10 protein-coding genes and 1 riboswitch are annotated in these 16695 nt (G+C 33.6%); of the genes, 6 read left to right on the forward strand and 4 right to left on the reverse strand.

The window, feature by feature from the left end; translation table 11 throughout:
• The first annotated feature begins 49 nt into the window (after nucleotides 1-49).
• The 3 genes from N4A68_19010 to N4A68_19020 all read left to right on the forward strand — a co-directional run bounded on the left by N4A68_19010 (nucleotide 50) and on the right by N4A68_19020 (nucleotide 5359).
• Nucleotides 50-2089: a sigma 54-interacting transcriptional regulator gene (locus N4A68_19010; protein MCT4566390.1), complete on the forward strand. Its 2040-nt coding sequence runs from the start codon at nucleotides 50-52 to the stop codon at nucleotides 2087-2089.
• A 296-nt stretch (nucleotides 2090-2385) separates the two neighbouring features.
• The gene (locus N4A68_19015) at nucleotides 2386-3756 is read left to right on the forward strand and encodes a M20/M25/M40 family metallo-hydrolase (GenBank protein MCT4566391.1); all 1371 of its coding nucleotides are present in this window, start codon (nucleotides 2386-2388) and stop codon (nucleotides 3754-3756) included.
• Between the two features lie 190 nt (nucleotides 3757-3946).
• Nucleotides 3947-5359 carry an AbgT family transporter gene (locus tag N4A68_19020; GenBank protein ID MCT4566392.1) on the forward strand — a complete coding sequence of 471 codons (1413 nt, stop codon included), beginning with the start codon at nucleotides 3947-3949 and terminating at the stop codon, nucleotides 5357-5359.
• 59 nt (nucleotides 5360-5418) lie between these two features.
• Here the strand turns inward: N4A68_19020 and N4A68_19025 are convergent, their stop codons facing one another.
• The 3 genes from N4A68_19025 to pepF all read right to left on the reverse strand — a co-directional run bounded on the left by N4A68_19025 (nucleotide 5419) and on the right by pepF (nucleotide 9176).
• Nucleotides 5419-6504 (reverse strand): copper amine oxidase N-terminal domain-containing protein, encoded by a 1086-nt coding sequence (locus N4A68_19025; GenBank protein ID MCT4566393.1) that lies wholly within the window; start codon nucleotides 6502-6504, stop codon nucleotides 5419-5421.
• 100 nt (nucleotides 6505-6604) lie between these two features.
• Complete coding sequence (locus N4A68_19030) at nucleotides 6605-6952, reverse strand: DUF5658 family protein (GenBank protein ID MCT4566394.1); 348 nt, start codon at nucleotides 6950-6952, stop codon at nucleotides 6605-6607.
• A 337-nt stretch (nucleotides 6953-7289) separates the two neighbouring features.
• The gene (gene pepF, locus N4A68_19035; GenBank protein MCT4566395.1) at nucleotides 7290-9176 is read right to left on the reverse strand and encodes an oligoendopeptidase F; all 1887 of its coding nucleotides are present in this window, start codon (nucleotides 9174-9176) and stop codon (nucleotides 7290-7292) included.
• Nucleotides 9177-9440: 264 nt separating this feature from the next.
• Nucleotides 9441-9542, forward strand: a riboswitch (purine riboswitch).
• A 235-nt stretch (nucleotides 9543-9777) separates the two neighbouring features.
• Between pepF and N4A68_19040 the strand changes: the two genes are divergently transcribed.
• Entirely contained in the window at nucleotides 9778-11076 is a 1299-nt protein-coding gene (locus tag N4A68_19040) for an NCS2 family permease (GenBank protein MCT4566396.1), read from the forward strand.
• A gap of 247 nt (nucleotides 11077-11323) precedes the next feature.
• A complete protein-coding gene (locus tag N4A68_19045) occupies nucleotides 11324-11473 on the forward strand; it encodes a hypothetical protein (GenBank protein ID MCT4566397.1) in 150 nt (49 codons plus the stop codon).
• A gap of 97 nt (nucleotides 11474-11570) precedes the next feature.
• Here the strand turns inward: N4A68_19045 and N4A68_19050 are convergent, their stop codons facing one another.
• Nucleotides 11571-12452, reverse strand: coding sequence for a LysR family transcriptional regulator (locus tag N4A68_19050; GenBank protein ID MCT4566398.1), 882 nt, complete (start codon nucleotides 12450-12452; stop codon nucleotides 11571-11573).
• 231 nt (nucleotides 12453-12683) lie between these two features.
• Here N4A68_19050 and N4A68_19055 point away from each other — a divergent pair, with 231 nt between their 5' ends.
• Nucleotides 12684-16454, forward strand: a complete 3771-nt coding sequence (locus tag N4A68_19055) for a phosphoribosylformylglycinamidine synthase (protein MCT4566399.1) — start codon at nucleotides 12684-12686, stop codon at nucleotides 16452-16454.
• The last annotated feature ends 241 nt before the right edge of the window (nucleotides 16455-16695 follow it).

Consider the following 16695-nt stretch of genomic DNA (forward strand, 5'->3'; position numbering starts at 1 on the left):
AAGAAATATCTTTGAAGCTACCATAAAAATTATAAGGTGGTGAAATCTAATGAAAGGTGAAATAGCTTTAATTTCCTATGATCCCTTGACAAATGATCTATTGGTACAACAGCTAAAGGATATATTCGCTTATACAAATAAAGTAATAGGGGTTTTATATGGAAACTTAGAAAATGTTAATGAATTGAAATCCAAGGTTATAGTATGTACAGATAATAGTATGGTAAAGGATATATTAAAGAAAATAAAAGGAAATACACCTGTTATTGTGGCAAAAAGGACTATAAGACTAGGTAATTTACTAGAGGTTTTGAGTCTAAAGCCAGGGTCAGAGGTATCTGTTATTAGCAATTTCATAAGGGAAGCGAAGGTCACCATAAACCTTTTAAAGCAAATGGGGATATTTCATTTAGATCTAATTCCATATGTTCAAGGTAGTGGACTGGATATTAAAGACACTGTGATTACAACGGGAGAGGATTTAGTACCAGAGGGTGTAGAAAATGTTGTTTGTATTGGAGAGAAATATATTGATATAAGTACAATAATAGAAATCTTTATTAATTTAAACATGCCAATTGAGAAGCTCGGACTAATTACAAAAAGCTATAATGAAAAAATATTTAGATACAACAGTTATAATAGGAATATGAATAGTATTCTGTTAAGTATTTTTGAGACTATTAGTGAAGGACTAGCTTTTGTTAATAGTGAAGATACCATAACATTCTGTAATAGAGATTTTTCAGAAATAGTTAAATGTGACCATAATAAAATTATAAATAAGGACTTTAGAAAAGTTTTTGGAGAAGGTAATATTATAGATTTATTAGAAATTAAAAAAGAACAGCATAATGAAATCATTGACTATAAAGGGAAAAAGATGATGATTAATAGTAAAATAATTAATGAGGATAATAAGGAATTAGGATTTATTTTAGGGATACAAGACATAACGCATATTCAGAAATTAGAAAATATTGTGAGAAAGAAGTTGTTAAGTAAAGGGTTCAATGCAAAATATACATTTGATGATGTAATTGGTAAAAGCGATATAATACTGAATAAAATAAAAATTGCAAATAGAATAGCCAAAAGTGACTTTACAGTTCTTATACAGGGGGCAAATGGGACAGGAAAAGAAATTTTTGCACAAGCCATACACAATGAATCCCGCAGGAAAAGGGGGCCCTTTGTTGCTGTAAATCTTGCATCCTTAGCAGATGATTTAGCCTTGAGTGAATTATTCGGATATGAAGAAGGAGCCTTCACTGGGGCCGTAAAGGGAGGAAAAAAAGGGCTGTTTGAAATTGCCCATGGGGGGACTATTTTTCTCGATGAGATTGGCGACGCTTCTCTTAAGATACAACAAAGATTATTGAGGGTAATTCAAGAAAAAGAGATTATGCCCGTGGGTAGCAGAAAAATCATTCCTATTGATGTTAGAATCATTGTTGCTACAAATAGAAATCTAATCAGAATGGTCAACGAAGGAAAGTTCAGAGAGGATTTATACTATAGATTGGATGTTCTGTCACTATCATTACCAAAACTAAGGGAGAGGAAGGAAGATATCAAGGATTTGATCCAATATTTTTTCAAAAAAATGAATGGACACAAAGAAATTGATAGAGAAGTAATCGAAATATTAGAAGCTTATTCTTGGCCAGGTAATATTAGAGAACTGGAAAATTTGGTTAGTTATTTAGAATGTATCTCAGAAAGTGCAGTAATTAAGAAAATGGATTTACCGAAGAAGTTATTAAAAACCAAGGAAAATATAGGTGAAGAGTACCAATTAATTATTGATGATTTAAAATCTAAAAATGTATTAAATCAGTGTATACTTATTTTGGATCAATTAAAATACGCGTATTTTAATAATATGAGAATCGGTAGAAATAGGCTGAGAGACTTATTAAATGAAAAAAATATTTATATTACAGATGATCAGATAAGACAAAGATTAATTCTATTAAAGAATTATGGACTGATTGTTTCAGGAACAACTAGACAAGGCAGCATTATTACAGAGAAGGGAAGAAAATTGTTGATGCATCTCCATAAAAATGATGAAAGACATATGTGATAACTGCTGATATAGGAAAAACATCCTGTCTCGATAATCGAGGCAGGATGTTTTTTAAATGCAGAATTTAGGGGGTAAATAAAATTAAATTAGGTGTATATCAAATAAATATTCCCCTAATTTGTAAGAGCGTTCTTAATAGTAGGTCTATTTTGGAAAATAACATTGGATTTTAGGCAGTTATATTAAGGAAATATTTGAATTTGCTATATAAAAGGGCCTTTGGCATATGAATTGCTTAATTAAGTTAATATATCTGAATAAAATATCAAACTAAGTAAGGGGAGGAAATAGTCATGCCTATTAAAAAAGTTCATAGTTATATTGATGCTAATACTGAAAACAATATCTTGGAATTGAAAAAGTTAGTTGCCCAACCAAGTGTAAGTAATAATAACCTTGAGGTAGCTAAATGTTCAAAAGTATTAAAAGGAATTATGGAAAAAGCGGGTATTGAGACAAAGATAATTAATACCGATGGAAATCCTATCGTTTTCGGACATCTAAGGTCAAATAGGGAAAAAACTTTGACATTACTGTTTTATGGACACTATGATGTTCAGCCAGTAGGTGATTTAGATTTATGGGAAAGCCAGCCCTTTGAACCAGAGATAAGAAATGGAAGGATGTATGGAAGGGGAACAGCAGATAATAAGGGGCAATTGATAACCCATATCTTAGCGGTAAAGCATTACTTAGAAGTCCTGGGTGATGTTCCTATAAACATTAAATTTGTATTTGAAGGAGAAGAAGAAATAGGGAGTAAGCATCTAGCTAAATTCGCTAGAGAAAATAAAGAATTATTATCAGCTGATATGGTATATACATCCGATGGAGCTATGGGGATTAATGATGTTCCAAACATAATATTTGGAGTTAGGGGAGTGATGAATTTTGATTTGAGTTTAGATACATCTACCACTGATAATCATTCAGGCAATAAAGGGGGTGTTATAAAAAATGCAGCATGGGAGATGGTAAAGCTATTGAATACCATGAAGGATGAAGACGACAATGTATTGATTAAAGGCTTTTATGAAGATGTTGTACCACCTAGCGAATATGATTTGAAGCTTATTGAAAGACTTCCATATGAACCATCAGAACTTGCAAAGATTTATGGTGTAGAAAAATTAGAACTTACTAAAAATCAGTTTTATAGCAATTTAATGTTTAAGCCTACCCTAACAATTAATGGACTTAAAAGTGGGTATATAGGTGCCGGGGCCAAGAACATAATACCGGGAAGGGCAATTGCTAAAATGGAAGTAAGACTCGCATTTGATCAAGATCCAGAAGATGTATTTAAGAAGATAAAAAATCATATTGTCAATATAAATCCAAGGGTCAAGATCAAAAGAGTTGAGGAGGATATGCTGCCCTCTCGTACATCCACTGATCTACCATTATCAAGAACTATTGTTAAGGCGGTCAGCTGTTTTTTTAAGGATAGACCCGTTGAAATGCCCGTAATAGGTGGAAGTCTACCGGATTATATATGGACGAAAATATTAGGAGTGCCATCCATTTCAGTTCCATATGGTAATGCGGATGAATGTAATCATGCACCTAATGAAAATATGAAAATGGATCTATTTAATAAGGGAATTCATATTTCTGCCCAGGCTATTTATGATCTAGGAAAAGAGCTTAGTAACTATAGTTAATTGAGGAAATTGCATATGCGAATATCATCCTTAATTTGAATATTTAAGATATAGCATATTTGGTGGTATGGCTTCGCAGATTCTAAAACTATATATAGTAGATGTTTTTTACGGAAGGTAATTATGCAATCCGCTCAATTGATTTATATAGATTTGAGATGACAAATAAACTTATTTAAAGGAGGATTATATGGTAGCAAAGGAAATGAAACCTAAAAGAAAGCTTTTCAAAGTACCACATACCTATGTAATTATATTCATGCTAGTTATATTGGTCGCTTTGCTGACTTATATTATACCCGCTGGAGAATTTGAAAGGGTTAAGGATGTAAGGACTGGAAAGACCCTTATTGTGGTTGATTCTTTTAAGTATATTGAACAAAATCCAACGGGAATAATTGATGTTTTTAGGGCCTTCGTCAAAGGGCTGAATAGTGCTTCAAGTATAATATTCTTTATATTTGTTGTAGGGGGAGCTTTTCAAATTATTTCCTCGACGGGGACGATAGAAGGTATAACGGGTAAAATAGCTAAAAAGTTTATGGGTAAAGAAAAAATAATTATACCTATTTTTCTAACTATATTTTCTGTTTTCGGATTCACAATGGGAATGTCTGCGGAGGTAATGATGTTTGTGCCCATTGGTATAGCCGTTGCTAGAACCCTAGGGTTTGATGCAATTACTGGAACTTCCATGATAGCACTAGGAGCTGCCTGTGGGTTTACAGCAGGATTGCTAAATCCTTTCAACGTTGGAATTGCTCAAAGTATTGCAGAGGTACCAATGTTTTCTGGACTTTGGTTAAGGGCTATTTTATTGATTTGTTTATTAGTAGTAACTAGTATATATATTATTAGATATACAAAAAAAATAAAGGGTAATATGGCAAATAGCATAGTAGCAGATCTAGAAGAGGAAGAGAAGGATACAGTGATTGTTGATTTAAATGATCTTAAGGATATGTCAATAAAGAATTATATTGTTATTTTAACTCTAATAGTTGGTTTCGGACTTATTATTTGGGGAGTATCTAATAGGGGCTGGTGGATTGAGGAACTAACAACGGCCTTTCTTATAATTGGAATAGTAAGTGGTATTGTATCGTCGTTTGGACCTAGTCAAATAGCAAAGGAATTTGTTGAAGGTGCAAAGTCAATAGTTTTCGGTGCTTTAATTGTGGGTATTGCAAGGGCGGTACTAGTTGTGATGCAGGATGCTTGTATTATTGATACAGTTGTAAAGTCATTATCGGATTTAATCTCATCATTTCATAGTTCTGTGGCTGCTTTAGGTATGTATTTAATGCAAATAATAATAAATACTTTTATTACATCGGGCAGTGGTCAGGCGGCAACTACCATGCCTATAATGACACCCTTGGGAGATTTATTAGGGGTTTCAAGGCAAACCACTGTGCTGGCTTTTCAATTAGGAGATGGATTCACTAATTCTATTTTACCAACATCAGCAACCTTGATGGGATATTTAGCAGTATCCAAAATTCCATATGAAAAATGGTTAAAGTTCATGGTACCTCTTCTAGGTATCTGGCTTAGTGTAGGTGCGGGATTTTTAATAATAGCAACAATGATAGGATACTAGTTGATATTGAATAAAAAAGTTGACCTTTACAAATAGGTCAACTTTTTTAATAACATAAATTATTTTTCCGTGGAAGCTTGAGTATCTACTTTTTTTACTACAATCTTTTCAGCCGATGAAATAGGTGGTAAACTCATTGTAGCCATAAGAGAATGATAGGCTTCTATATCCATTCCTTTTTTCAGATCAGTAAATGCTAATTCCTTATTATCCTCTGTAATTATTTTTGTTTTATCACTAATGGTTAGAACTATACCATTAACTTTATCTCCTATGAGAATTTGGTTGGTTTTATCATAACTCATTATATCGGTGATAACGCCTGCTTTAACCGTTACATCCTTTAAAAGCTCTATCCTTTCAGCCTGTCCTTGAGGAGGTAGACTTCTAGTTAATGCTGGGCCATAGAAGGCTCTGACAGAATCTCCTTGTTTTAAATCCTTTATGGATAGGGTTTTATCGGTTATTGGATCAATTAAAGGGGTTTCCTCATTTATATGTAAAACAATAGAATCATATCCTTCATCGGAGTTCTCTCCTTCAATCCATAGGCTAGTACCCTTTTCTGTTTTATTTATTTCACTGATTTTCCCTAGGGTTTGTAAAAGAGTGCTTTCCTTAGTTTCAGTTTGTTGTGAGGTGATGTTAATACCGCCTGTTTCATCCATTACAGTCTCTACTTTTAAGATATCAGTTAAGAAATTTAATGGGACATAGGTTGTACCCTTTAAGATTTCCGATGCTGTACCCAATTTTACTGGAGCCATTTTTCCAAAGCTATAATAATCCTCTCCTGGTTTGACCATAATTAAGTTGGGACCCTTTAATAATTCCACTACCCTAGCTTCATTATTCCACTGGATTTCGTATCCTAAAGTTTCAGTGACGGCTCTTAATGGAATCATTATAGTATCGTCATCCTTCATATATACTTTATTTTCTTCAGGGTTTAATGCAGTTCCATTAATTACAATGACAAAATGAAAACCTTCATAGGAGTCCTGTGGTTTTTCATTAACATTTAAACTCGAAATTGGTACAGGTTCTTGTAAGGCCTTATTTGGACTATACTCTGCCGATGCTACTATACCCGATGCAAGCATTGCTCCCGCCAATGTAAATACAAGTACTTTATTAAATTTCATTTGTATGTCCTCCTTTAGATAGTACATGGATTTTTTTATTTGCTACTTTGTTAGATTAGACGGCAAAAAAATTAAAAAGTTCCTGTTAACTAATAAATTTTTAACTCAGGTACATATTGATCCAAATAGCATGTAGAATATTAGGGAAGATTTGTATGATCAATATCGCAAATAGAATCAATCTAAAGTTCTTTGGATTTTCAAATTGTTTTTCCACTATTTTTAATAAAAACAGAGGTATGAAAATTATAATACTTCTAAGAAATAACCCTTCGTATAATGGCAATTTCATAAATCCTATCATAAGGGGATTTGCTTCAGAGATCACACTTAATGCATTTATTCCTAAATATGTAAAAATATAATCGGATATGGCAAGGATAAATATAAGTGACAATATTAAATTATTGGATACTCTGTACTTTAAAACTGCATTCTTATCTTTCATATGGATTCTCCTAAATAATTTTAATGATATTTATTATTTGAAGTATTAACCTTCAAAGGTATTTTATTCAGAGACAGTACAAAGTATTACCATAAAGAAAAGGGTGTGAATAGAGTTGGGGAATAGATCAGTAGATTTTAGTAGGTCTTAAATAGAAAATACGACTCAATTATAAAAAATTGAGTCGTAGATTCAAAAAATAAACTAGTCATCTTACTCGTTCTTTTGATTGTTTTTTTCATATGCCTAAGAATTTTATATTGAAAGTTTTACCTATATATCTTAGGACTTGGAACTTACCACTTACAAGTATGAAAGGGCTTAGACCCTTTTAAAATTACTGATTGATTAATTTTTCAAGTTCAGTCAAAAGTTCATCAAATCTTTGTAATGCCCTTTCAACGGGCTCTTGAGTAGACATATCAGCACCTGCTGCTTTTAGAAGCTCCACAGGATTATCGGAGCCTCCAGCCCCAAGGAATTCTAGGTATGCATCCCTGGCTGTATCACCTTCATTTACGATTCCGTCGGATAAATTGATGCCGGCTGACAGTCCAGAAGCATATGTATAAACATAGAAATTCCAGTAGAAGTGAGGTACTCTAGACCACCAAACCTTAGCCAGCTGATCTACCTCAAAGTCTTCACCGTAGTATTTTTGCATCAAATCACCCCAAGTTTCGTTTAAGAATGGGGCTGTTAGGGTTGCTCCAGATTCTGCTGCTTCATATATAGTTTTTTCAAACTCTGCGTACATTAATTGAGTATAGATTGATCCTCTGATTTGCTCAAGATATGAACCTATCAAATATATTTTTTCTTCTTTAGACTCTGCATTTTTTATTAAATAATCATACATCATAGCTTCATTGGTAGTGGAAGCTACTTCTGCGGTAAAAATTTCATAATTTGCTTTGCTATATGGTTGTTTCTTATTGGAATAGTAGCTATTCATTGCATGGCCCAATTCATGGGCAATTGTTGAAACTTCATTCAATGTACCGTTATAATTCAGAAGAACATATGGATGTGTATCATATGATCCCCAGCAATAACCACCAGAATATTTATTCTGAGTCTCATATACATCTATCCAGCGGTTATCGAATGCCATTTGAAGGTCCTTAACATATTGATCACCCAGGGGTTTTAATGCATCTAACACCATTTTTTTTGCATCTTCATAGGGTATACTTGAGTTCACTGATTGAAGCATAGGTACATACATATCATAATAGTGAATCTTATCCTGTATACCTAAAAGTTTTTTTCTTAAGGATACATATTTATGTAATGGTTCTAGGTTATTATTTGCGGCCTCTATAAAGCTGTCATATACCTTTGGATCAATGCCACTAGAAAGTAAAGCCGCTTCAAGGGAGGAATTATACTTTCTTGCTCTGGCATTGAAGATGTTTGTCTTAACTTCACCATATAAAGCTGCTGCCAATGTATTTATATTTTCATTATAGCTGCTGAACTCTCCTTCAAAGGCCTTCCTTCTCATATCACGATTTGGATTTTCAAGTAGTATACTGTAGTTTCCATAGGATAATAATAAATCTTCCCCATTTTCATTCTTGATTTTCTTTGCCTTTCTATCCTTATATTTAAATGCTTCATAAACATTTTCAGGAGTGCTGGAAAGAGTTTCAGCTAATGCCATTATGCTTTCCTCAGCTTCAGAAAGGGTATGGGACTTTCCATCTAATATGTTTTGTAGATATAGGTCATAGTCTTTTAGATCATCAGTTTTCATAAATGATTTTAGTTTATCTTCAGCAATGGCTGATAATTCAGGTGTTATAAATGCAGCAACTTCCCCAATGGTAGAACCTAGTGAACCTACTCTATCCACCATTTCAAGATATTTTTCAACTGAAAGGTTTTCATGACTTCTCATATTTGCATATACATATAGTTTGTCATGCAAACGATTGATATCTTGTATATGATATAAACACTCAGCTATGTTCTTAGAATTTTTTGCTAATGATCCCTTATACTTTGATATAGTAGGAATCATTTCTTCTAACTTTTTGTAATCATCTTCCCAAGCATCATCGCTTTCATAAATATCCTCTAATCTCCATTTGTACTGATCTTGAATTTCACCCCTAGTAGGGACACTACTTCCCTCAGCATACACCCCTAAAGATGAAAAAAGCATAGTAATCAATAAAATAAATACCAATGCTTTAGGCTTGAATGGTCTTTTTAACATAAAAATCCCCCTTAACATATAAAATTTTTAAAATATACAAAAATAGTTTATAATGATACAAATACAATGTCAAGAAAATTTTGTAAATTATAAAAATCATAGGGTGTTTAGCATAAAATTTTTACTTATAATCCTTGAAATTCGAATTGTATTTAAACATAACAAATGAATGTTCGGATAAATATAGCTAAATAATCAAAAAAACGACAATAAAATTCGGGAAAACTATTGACTATTAAAAGTTACTTTGTTATTATTTATTTGTCGAAAAAATAAATATCCTCTCATATAATTCCCGTAATAGGGTCGGGAAGTTTCTACCGGACAACCATAAATTGTCTGACTATGGGTGAAATTTGTCTAAGTGCTATTTTGCACTTGTCAGTGAGTTAATAATTGACGCAAAGGTTTCACTCTATATGTGAAATTTTTTGCGTCTATTTTTTATCTCAAAGGATTTCTCTTATATAGAACACATTTAAAAATTTACATTTTTTTGAATAGATAATGTTTTAAGGATATTCAAAATTTATAATGTAAGTTTTGCAAATTTCGCAAATAATAAAAGCGAAAATCTATACTAAATGATGAGGTGGATAAAATGACTGAAAGATTTTTTAAACTGTCTGAAAACAACACTAATGTGAAGACAGAAATCATGGCGGGTATTACTACTTTTATGACTATGGCTTATATTCTCATAGTTAATCCATTAACTTTACATGATGCTGGAATGGATTTTGGTGCAGTATTTACTGCAACGGCATTGTCTGCAATTATAGCAACGCTGATTATGGCATTTATTGCAAACCTTCCCTTTGCATTGGCACCGGGAATGGGACTCAATGCATATTTTGCCCTTTCTGTAGTAGTGGGAATGAATGTTTCATGGCAATTTGCTTTGACAGCAGTATTTTTAGAGGGAATTATATTTATTATACTTACATTTTTAAATGTTAGAGAAGCTATAATTAATGCTATACCAATGAACCTTAAGAAGGCTGTTTCTGTTGGTATCGGTTTATTTATCGCATTTATTGGACTTTTTACATCTGGAATTATAACTCCAGGACAAGATATTCCATTAACTTTAGGCCATGTTACACAGGGCTCTGCATTATTAGCAATTATAGGATTATTGATATCAGGCTTTTTACTAGCCAAGAGAGTAAAAGGAGCTTTGCTGTTTGGCATATTAATCACAACTATTATAGGTATACCAATGGGCGTAACCCATCTTCCAGAAGGGTTAAAGTTTATCAGTGCCCCGCCGACATTAAGACCGATATTATTTAAGTTTGATTTTTCACAGATTTTCACCATGAAAATGTTTGTAGTACTTTTCTCTTTCCTATTTGTTGATATGTTTGATACCGTTGGAACACTAATTGGGGTTTCAACTAAAGCTGATATGCTGGATGAAAAGGGAAGAGTACCTAGAGTAAAACAAGCATTATTTGCAGATGCAGTTGGAACAACGGTTGGAGCGATGCTTGGAACAAGTACAGTAACTACTTATGTAGAAAGTGCATCGGGTGTAGCCGAGGGAGGAAGAACAGGACTTACCGCTTTATCTACTGCATGTATGTTTGCCATGGCTTTATTCTTATCTCCACTATTTATAATGATTCCATCTGCTGCAACTGGACCGGCGTTAATACTAGTTGGGCTTTTCATGATGTCACCAATTAAAGAGATAAATTTTGAAGATTTTACAGAAGCTATACCAGCTTTCTTAACTATAATCATGATGCCCCTTGCATATAGTATTGCAGAAGGTATAGTGTTTGGAATGATAAGCTATGTTGTACTAAAGACTGTAACAGGAAAATATAAAGAGGTTTCACCGCTTATGTATATTTTAGCAGTATTGTTTATATTTAAATTCCTTATTGTGTAATGCATATTTATAAAAATGAGTAGTTATAAACCATGGGATTTATTTTTCCTTAGTTTCAAGTTATGTTTCCTTCTTTAAAAAGTAAATAGATATTCTATGGAGGAGCGAGTCCCATGGATATAAGAATACATTAGATCAGAAGCTTAAATATTGGCTTCTGTTTTTTATTTTTTTTGTAAAAAATTTCATATATATCTTGTGACCCTATGGAGAAATTTGTATGATATTTAAAGGGGGGAAGAATGATATGGAATTTTTTGATAAATATACTGAAGATTTAGAAGTAGTATTTGAAATGTGCAGATCAAGAATAAGATGTTTTCCAGAACCATTTATTGAAACAGGACTTGAATATATGGATATCTTTAATCCTTTTTTTGCCATAGAATTCGCCTAATCTTATTCACAAAATTTACTGGTTAATTAATATAATAATACCATTTGAAGGTTCAAAATTCAATTCTTGACTTCAATTCAAATTATCTATGAAAAATTTAGAACATCTTGATAAACTCTTCACCAGCAGGGGGGAGAGGGATTTTATTATGGGTAACTACTCCAATATTTCTAGCAGATATAGTTTCTTTAATATCCAGTTTAAAAATTTTGCCTTTTTCCAATTCTAACTTTATGGCATCTTCTATTACAAAGGAAATCCCAAGCCCGATTTTAGTCATCTCTACAAGCAAATCTATACTATCTAGTTCGAATTCTGGAGATATTTTTACGTCATGATTTTTAATCAGTTGATCAAAATAAGTTCTTGTGGTGGAATTTTTCTCAAGACTCAGTATTGGATATTCTTCAAGCTCCTTTAACCTTATGGGTTTATTTTTCAAAGTCTTAAATTTTTCTCCTCCAATGAAAACATCTTGTATGGTTTTTACAGGAGTTACTTCTAGGTTTTCATATTTATATTTATTATTTAAATTAACTACTGCTATATCAATGCTGCCGCTTTTTAATAGGTCTATACACACTGGAGATGGTCTATTAGTTATGTGAATCCTTATATTTGGATAATCTTCATGGAATTTTTTGAAGTAAGGTAGGAGAAAATATTTACAGATTGTATCACTGGCACCGATTCGTATTTCGCCATACAACAGATTATCTATTTCAAATATAGCTCTTTCCCCGGATTTTATGAAGTTAAAGGCTTGCTCAATATGCTTGAAAAGGGTTTCGCCTTCAGAAGTCAGTTTCATATTTTTGGTGTGTCTGAAAAACAGTTTAGTGCTTAGTTTTTTTTCCAAAAGCTTTATGGATTGACTTACTGCTGATTGAGAGACATATAGCTTATTTGCAGCCTTAGAAAAATTCAAGGTCTTTGCTGCAAAATAGAAAACCTTATACAGTTCAAAATTTACATCCATATATTATTACTCCTTATAGTTGACATTAGTATTATTAATTTTAATTATATATTTTACTATGTTAGAATTGAATTGTAAAGGGACAGATTAGCTAATAGCTAATAGTCCATAGGACGATTTTTTTAATTTATATGACCTGTAAGAATGACCTAAATCTTAGAACTTATCACTTAGAACTTAGAACTACAAACGCGTCTTTAGACGCTTTGTGCTAATGGGAGGTTTATATATATGAGAAATGTTGTTAGACGACTCTTTGTGGAAAAGAAAAGTGGTTTTGATGTAGAAGCACAGCATTTATTAAAAAATATAAAGGACAACTTAGGGATAGATGGGCTTACGGGTTTAAGAGTTATTAATCGTTATGATGTATCGGGAATATTGGAAGATGAATTTGAAAGAGCAAAAAGAACTATCTTCTCTGAGCCAAATGTTGACAGCGTATATAATGAGACTTTAGAAAGCAGTGACGATGAAAGGGTTTTAGCTATAGAGTTTTTACCTGGACAATACGATCAAAGGGCTGATTCAGCTATGCAGTGCATTCAAATATTAACTCAAAAAGAAAGGCCAAAGGTATATGTGGCCAAATTATTGTTACTTAAGGGAAAAATAAACGACGAGGATTTTGACAAGATAAAGGGCTATTGTATAAATTCCGTTGATTCTAGAGAAGCTTCCCTGGAGAAGCCGGAAACCTTGGAAATGGAAACCATAGCTGTAAGAGATGTAATGATTTTAGATGGATTTATAGATAAGAACGTAGATGAATTAACTAAGTTTAGAGAAGAATTTGGATTTGCAATGAGTACCGATGATCTTTTATTTTGTAGAGATTACTTTAGGGACATTGAAAAGAGAAATCCAACTGTTACTGAGATAAAAACTATCGATACCTACTGGTCAGATCATTGTAGGCATACTACATTTCTTACAGAAATAGAAGAAGCCGAGATAGAGAAGGGCTATTATGGAGAAGCTATTGAAGAGGCATATGCTGAATACCTAAAATCTAGAGAGTATGTTTATGGTGATGGGGATAGGGATATTTGTCTTATGGATATAGCTATTCTAGCCATGAAGGAGCTTAGGAAAAAAGGAAAACTAGATGATCTTGAAGTATCCGATGAGATAAATGCCTGTAGTATAGAAGTAGATGTAGATGTAAATGATAAAAATGAAAAATGGCTGGTTATGTTTAAAAATGAAACCCACAACCATCCTACGGAAATAGAGCCCTTTGGGGGAGCTGCCACTTGCCTTGGTGGATCAATAAGAGACCCATTATCGGGTAGAGCATATGTTTATCAGGCCATGAGGGTTACGGGAAGTGGAGATCCAAGAACAAGGATTGAAGATACATTACCTGGAAAGCTACCTCAAAGAAAAATAACTATAGAGGCTGCGGCGGGATACAGCTCCTATGGAAACCAGATAGGACTTGCCACTGGTCAGGTTGCTGAAGTATATGATGAAGGATTTTTAGCAAAGAGAATGGAAATAGGTGCAGTTATTGCAGCAGCACCAAGGGAAAATGTTAAAAGAGAACAGCCTGTAGATGGAGACCTCATAATACTTGTGGGGGGAAGAACCGGTAGAGATGGATGTGGTGGAGCCACTGGGTCTTCTAAGGAGCATACAGAAGAGTCTATTTTTACATGCGGTGCAGAGGTTCAAAAGGGTAATCCTCCAACGGAAAGAAAAATACAAAGACTCTTTAGAAATTCCGAGCTTGCAAGACTGATTAAAAAGTGTAATGACTTTGGGGCCGGTGGAGTTTCCGTTGCCATAGGTGAACTTGCAGACAGTCTTGAAATAGATTTAGATAAGGTACCAAAGAAATACGAAGGATTAGATGGAACAGAGCTTGCCATATCAGAATCTCAGGAGCGTATGGCAGTAGTTATAGATAAAAAGGATTTAGATAGATTCAAGGAGCTTGCTTTATTGGAAAATCTGGAAGCTACTTTAGTAGCGAGTGTCACAAATACCGGTAGATTGATAATGCAGTGGCGTGGAAAGGAAATTTTAAATCTCAGCAGGGACTTTTTAAATACAAATGGTGTTAAGCAAAGGACTCAGGTTAAAGTCATTAATCCATTAAAGGAAGACAATTATTTCGACAAAACTGCCCTTATGTATGGGGACAAAGAGATCAAAACTGCATGGATAGAAAACTTAAAGGATTTGAATGTTGCTGACCAAAAAGGATTAGTTGAAAGATTTGATAGTACTATAGGTGCTGGATCAGTACTAATGCCATTTGGTGGTAAATATTCACTTACTCCCTCAGAAGGTATGGTGGCGAAGATACCAGTACTAGATGGAGAAACCAATACCTGTACCATAATGACATATGGATATAATCCAAGACTAGCTAAATGGAGTCCCTTCCATGGAGCTATGTACGCAGTAATAGAGTCGGTTTCAAAGGTTGTGGCCCTCGGAGGAGACTATAAAGGCATTAGATTAACTCTGCAAGAGTATTTTGAGAAACTAGGAAATGATAAGGAAAAATGGGGTAAGCCATTTAGTGCATTATTAGGAGCCTTCTATGTTCAAAAGAAACTAGAGATACCAGCTATTGGAGGAAAGGACAGTATGTCTGGAACCTTTAAGGATTTAAATGTTCCCCCTACATTAGTATCATTTGCCGTAGATACAGCAGATGCCAGAGCCATTGTATCACCAGAATTCAAGAAAGAAAATAGCTATGTAGTATTTATCCCCCTTAAAAAGGATGAAAGAAGTATTCCAGATTTTGATGGGCTTGATAAGAATTATTCTAAGATTTATGAGCTTATTCAGGATGGAAGAGTATTATCAACAGGAGCTGTGAAAATAGGAGGTATAGCAGCTACAGTTTCAAAAATGGCATTTGGAAATAAAATAGGACTTGAAATTACTGATACAATGGAAGCTCAGCAGCTATTTAAGGCTGATTATGGTTCAATGATCTTAGAGATAGATTCAAAGGAAGATTTAAATGAATTGTTAAGCGGGTTGGAGTATAAAATTTTAGGAAAAACTCAAGGAAAAAAAGCCATCGACATAAATGCAGTAAGTATTGATCTCGATGAAGCTATAGATGCCTTTAGGGAGCCATTAAAGGATATATTTCCAGTCAAAGAAGATGTGGAGGGAACACCTGAAAGCATATCCTATGAAAAGGGAAACATACTAAAGACTAGTATAAAAATTGCAAAACCAAGGGTACTAATACCTGTATTTCCAGGTACAAATTGTGAGTATGATACAGCTAAAGCCTTTGAAAGGGCTGGAGGTATGGCTGAGACTATGGTACTTAGAAATCTTACTCCAAGTGACATTGAAAAATCTATTGATGAAATAGTGAAGAAGATAGAGGACAGTCAAATCATAGCCTTACCCGGTGGTTTTAGTGCTGGAGATGAACCCGATGGATCGGGTAAGTTTATAGCGACTGTATTTAGAAATCCAAGGGTAGGAAAAGCAGTTATGAAGCTTATAAAGGACAGAGACGGATTGATGATAGGTATATGTAATGGCTTCCAAGCACTTATCAAGCTAGGATTACTGCCATATGGCGAGATAAGGGATATGGATGAAAGTTGTCCTACGCTTACCTTCAATAAGATAGGACGCCACGTATCATGTATGCCTATGACGAAGGTTGTATCCAATCTTTCGCCTTGGTTTAACAATGTAAAGGTTGGAGACGTTCATAGAATAGCGATGTCCCATGGGGAAGGAAGATTTGCCTCAAGTGACGATGTAATGAAAAAGCTTATAGCTAATGGGCAGGTAGCTACGCAGTATGTAGATTTTGATGGAAATCCAAGCTATGATGGAGAGTTTAACCCTAATGGATCATTTAATGCAGTTGAGGGAATAACAAGTCCAGATGGAAGAATACTTGGTAAAATGGGGCATTCGGAAAGACTAGGTAGAGATGTATGCAAGAATATACCAGGTGATAAGGATCAAAGGTTATTTGAAGCGGGAATAAGATATTTTGGGTAGAAAATGTTGAATCTTCCAATGAGATATGTTGAAGGTTGTGAAAAGATTGAAAACGAATAAATGAAGTTAGATTTAGAGTAACGTTCGATAATAAACGTATTTTATATTAAAAAACGTATTTAATATACGTTAAATATATTGACTATATATAGGTCCTTTGATATTATGAGATTAGAAAAAACGGAATATAACATTCGATATTAAAAAATACAACATTGTGACATGGGAAAGACAAACATTA

It is taken from the genome of Maledivibacter sp., from assembly GCA_025210375.1.
Lineage (GTDB): Bacteria > Bacillota > Clostridia > Peptostreptococcales > Caminicellaceae > JAOASB01.

Excerpts from the sequence above, each read along its gene's own strand:
- N4A68_19040 (MCT4566396.1), top strand. The coding sequence starts at position 9,778 with ATGACTGAAAGATTTTTTAAACTGTCTGAAAACAACACTAATGTGAAG.
- N4A68_19055 (MCT4566399.1), top strand. The coding sequence starts at position 12,684 with ATGAGAAATGTTGTTAGACGACTCTTTGTGGAAAAGAAAAGTGGTTTT.
- N4A68_19045 (MCT4566397.1), top strand. The coding sequence starts at position 11,324 with ATGGAATTTTTTGATAAATATACTGAAGATTTAGAAGTAGTATTTGAA.
- pepF (MCT4566395.1), bottom strand. The coding sequence starts at position 9,176 with ATGTTAAAAAGACCATTCAAGCCTAAAGCATTGGTATTTATTTTATTG.
- N4A68_19015 (MCT4566391.1), top strand. The coding sequence starts at position 2,386 with ATGCCTATTAAAAAAGTTCATAGTTATATTGATGCTAATACTGAAAAC.
- N4A68_19010 (MCT4566390.1), top strand. The coding sequence starts at position 50 with ATGAAAGGTGAAATAGCTTTAATTTCCTATGATCCCTTGACAAATGAT.
- N4A68_19020 (MCT4566392.1), top strand. The coding sequence starts at position 3,947 with ATGGTAGCAAAGGAAATGAAACCTAAAAGAAAGCTTTTCAAAGTACCA.
- N4A68_19030 (MCT4566394.1), bottom strand. The coding sequence starts at position 6,952 with ATGAAAGATAAGAATGCAGTTTTAAAGTACAGAGTATCCAATAATTTA.
- N4A68_19050 (MCT4566398.1), bottom strand. The coding sequence starts at position 12,452 with ATGGATGTAAATTTTGAACTGTATAAGGTTTTCTATTTTGCAGCAAAG.
- N4A68_19025 (MCT4566393.1), bottom strand. The coding sequence starts at position 6,504 with ATGAAATTTAATAAAGTACTTGTATTTACATTGGCGGGAGCAATGCTT.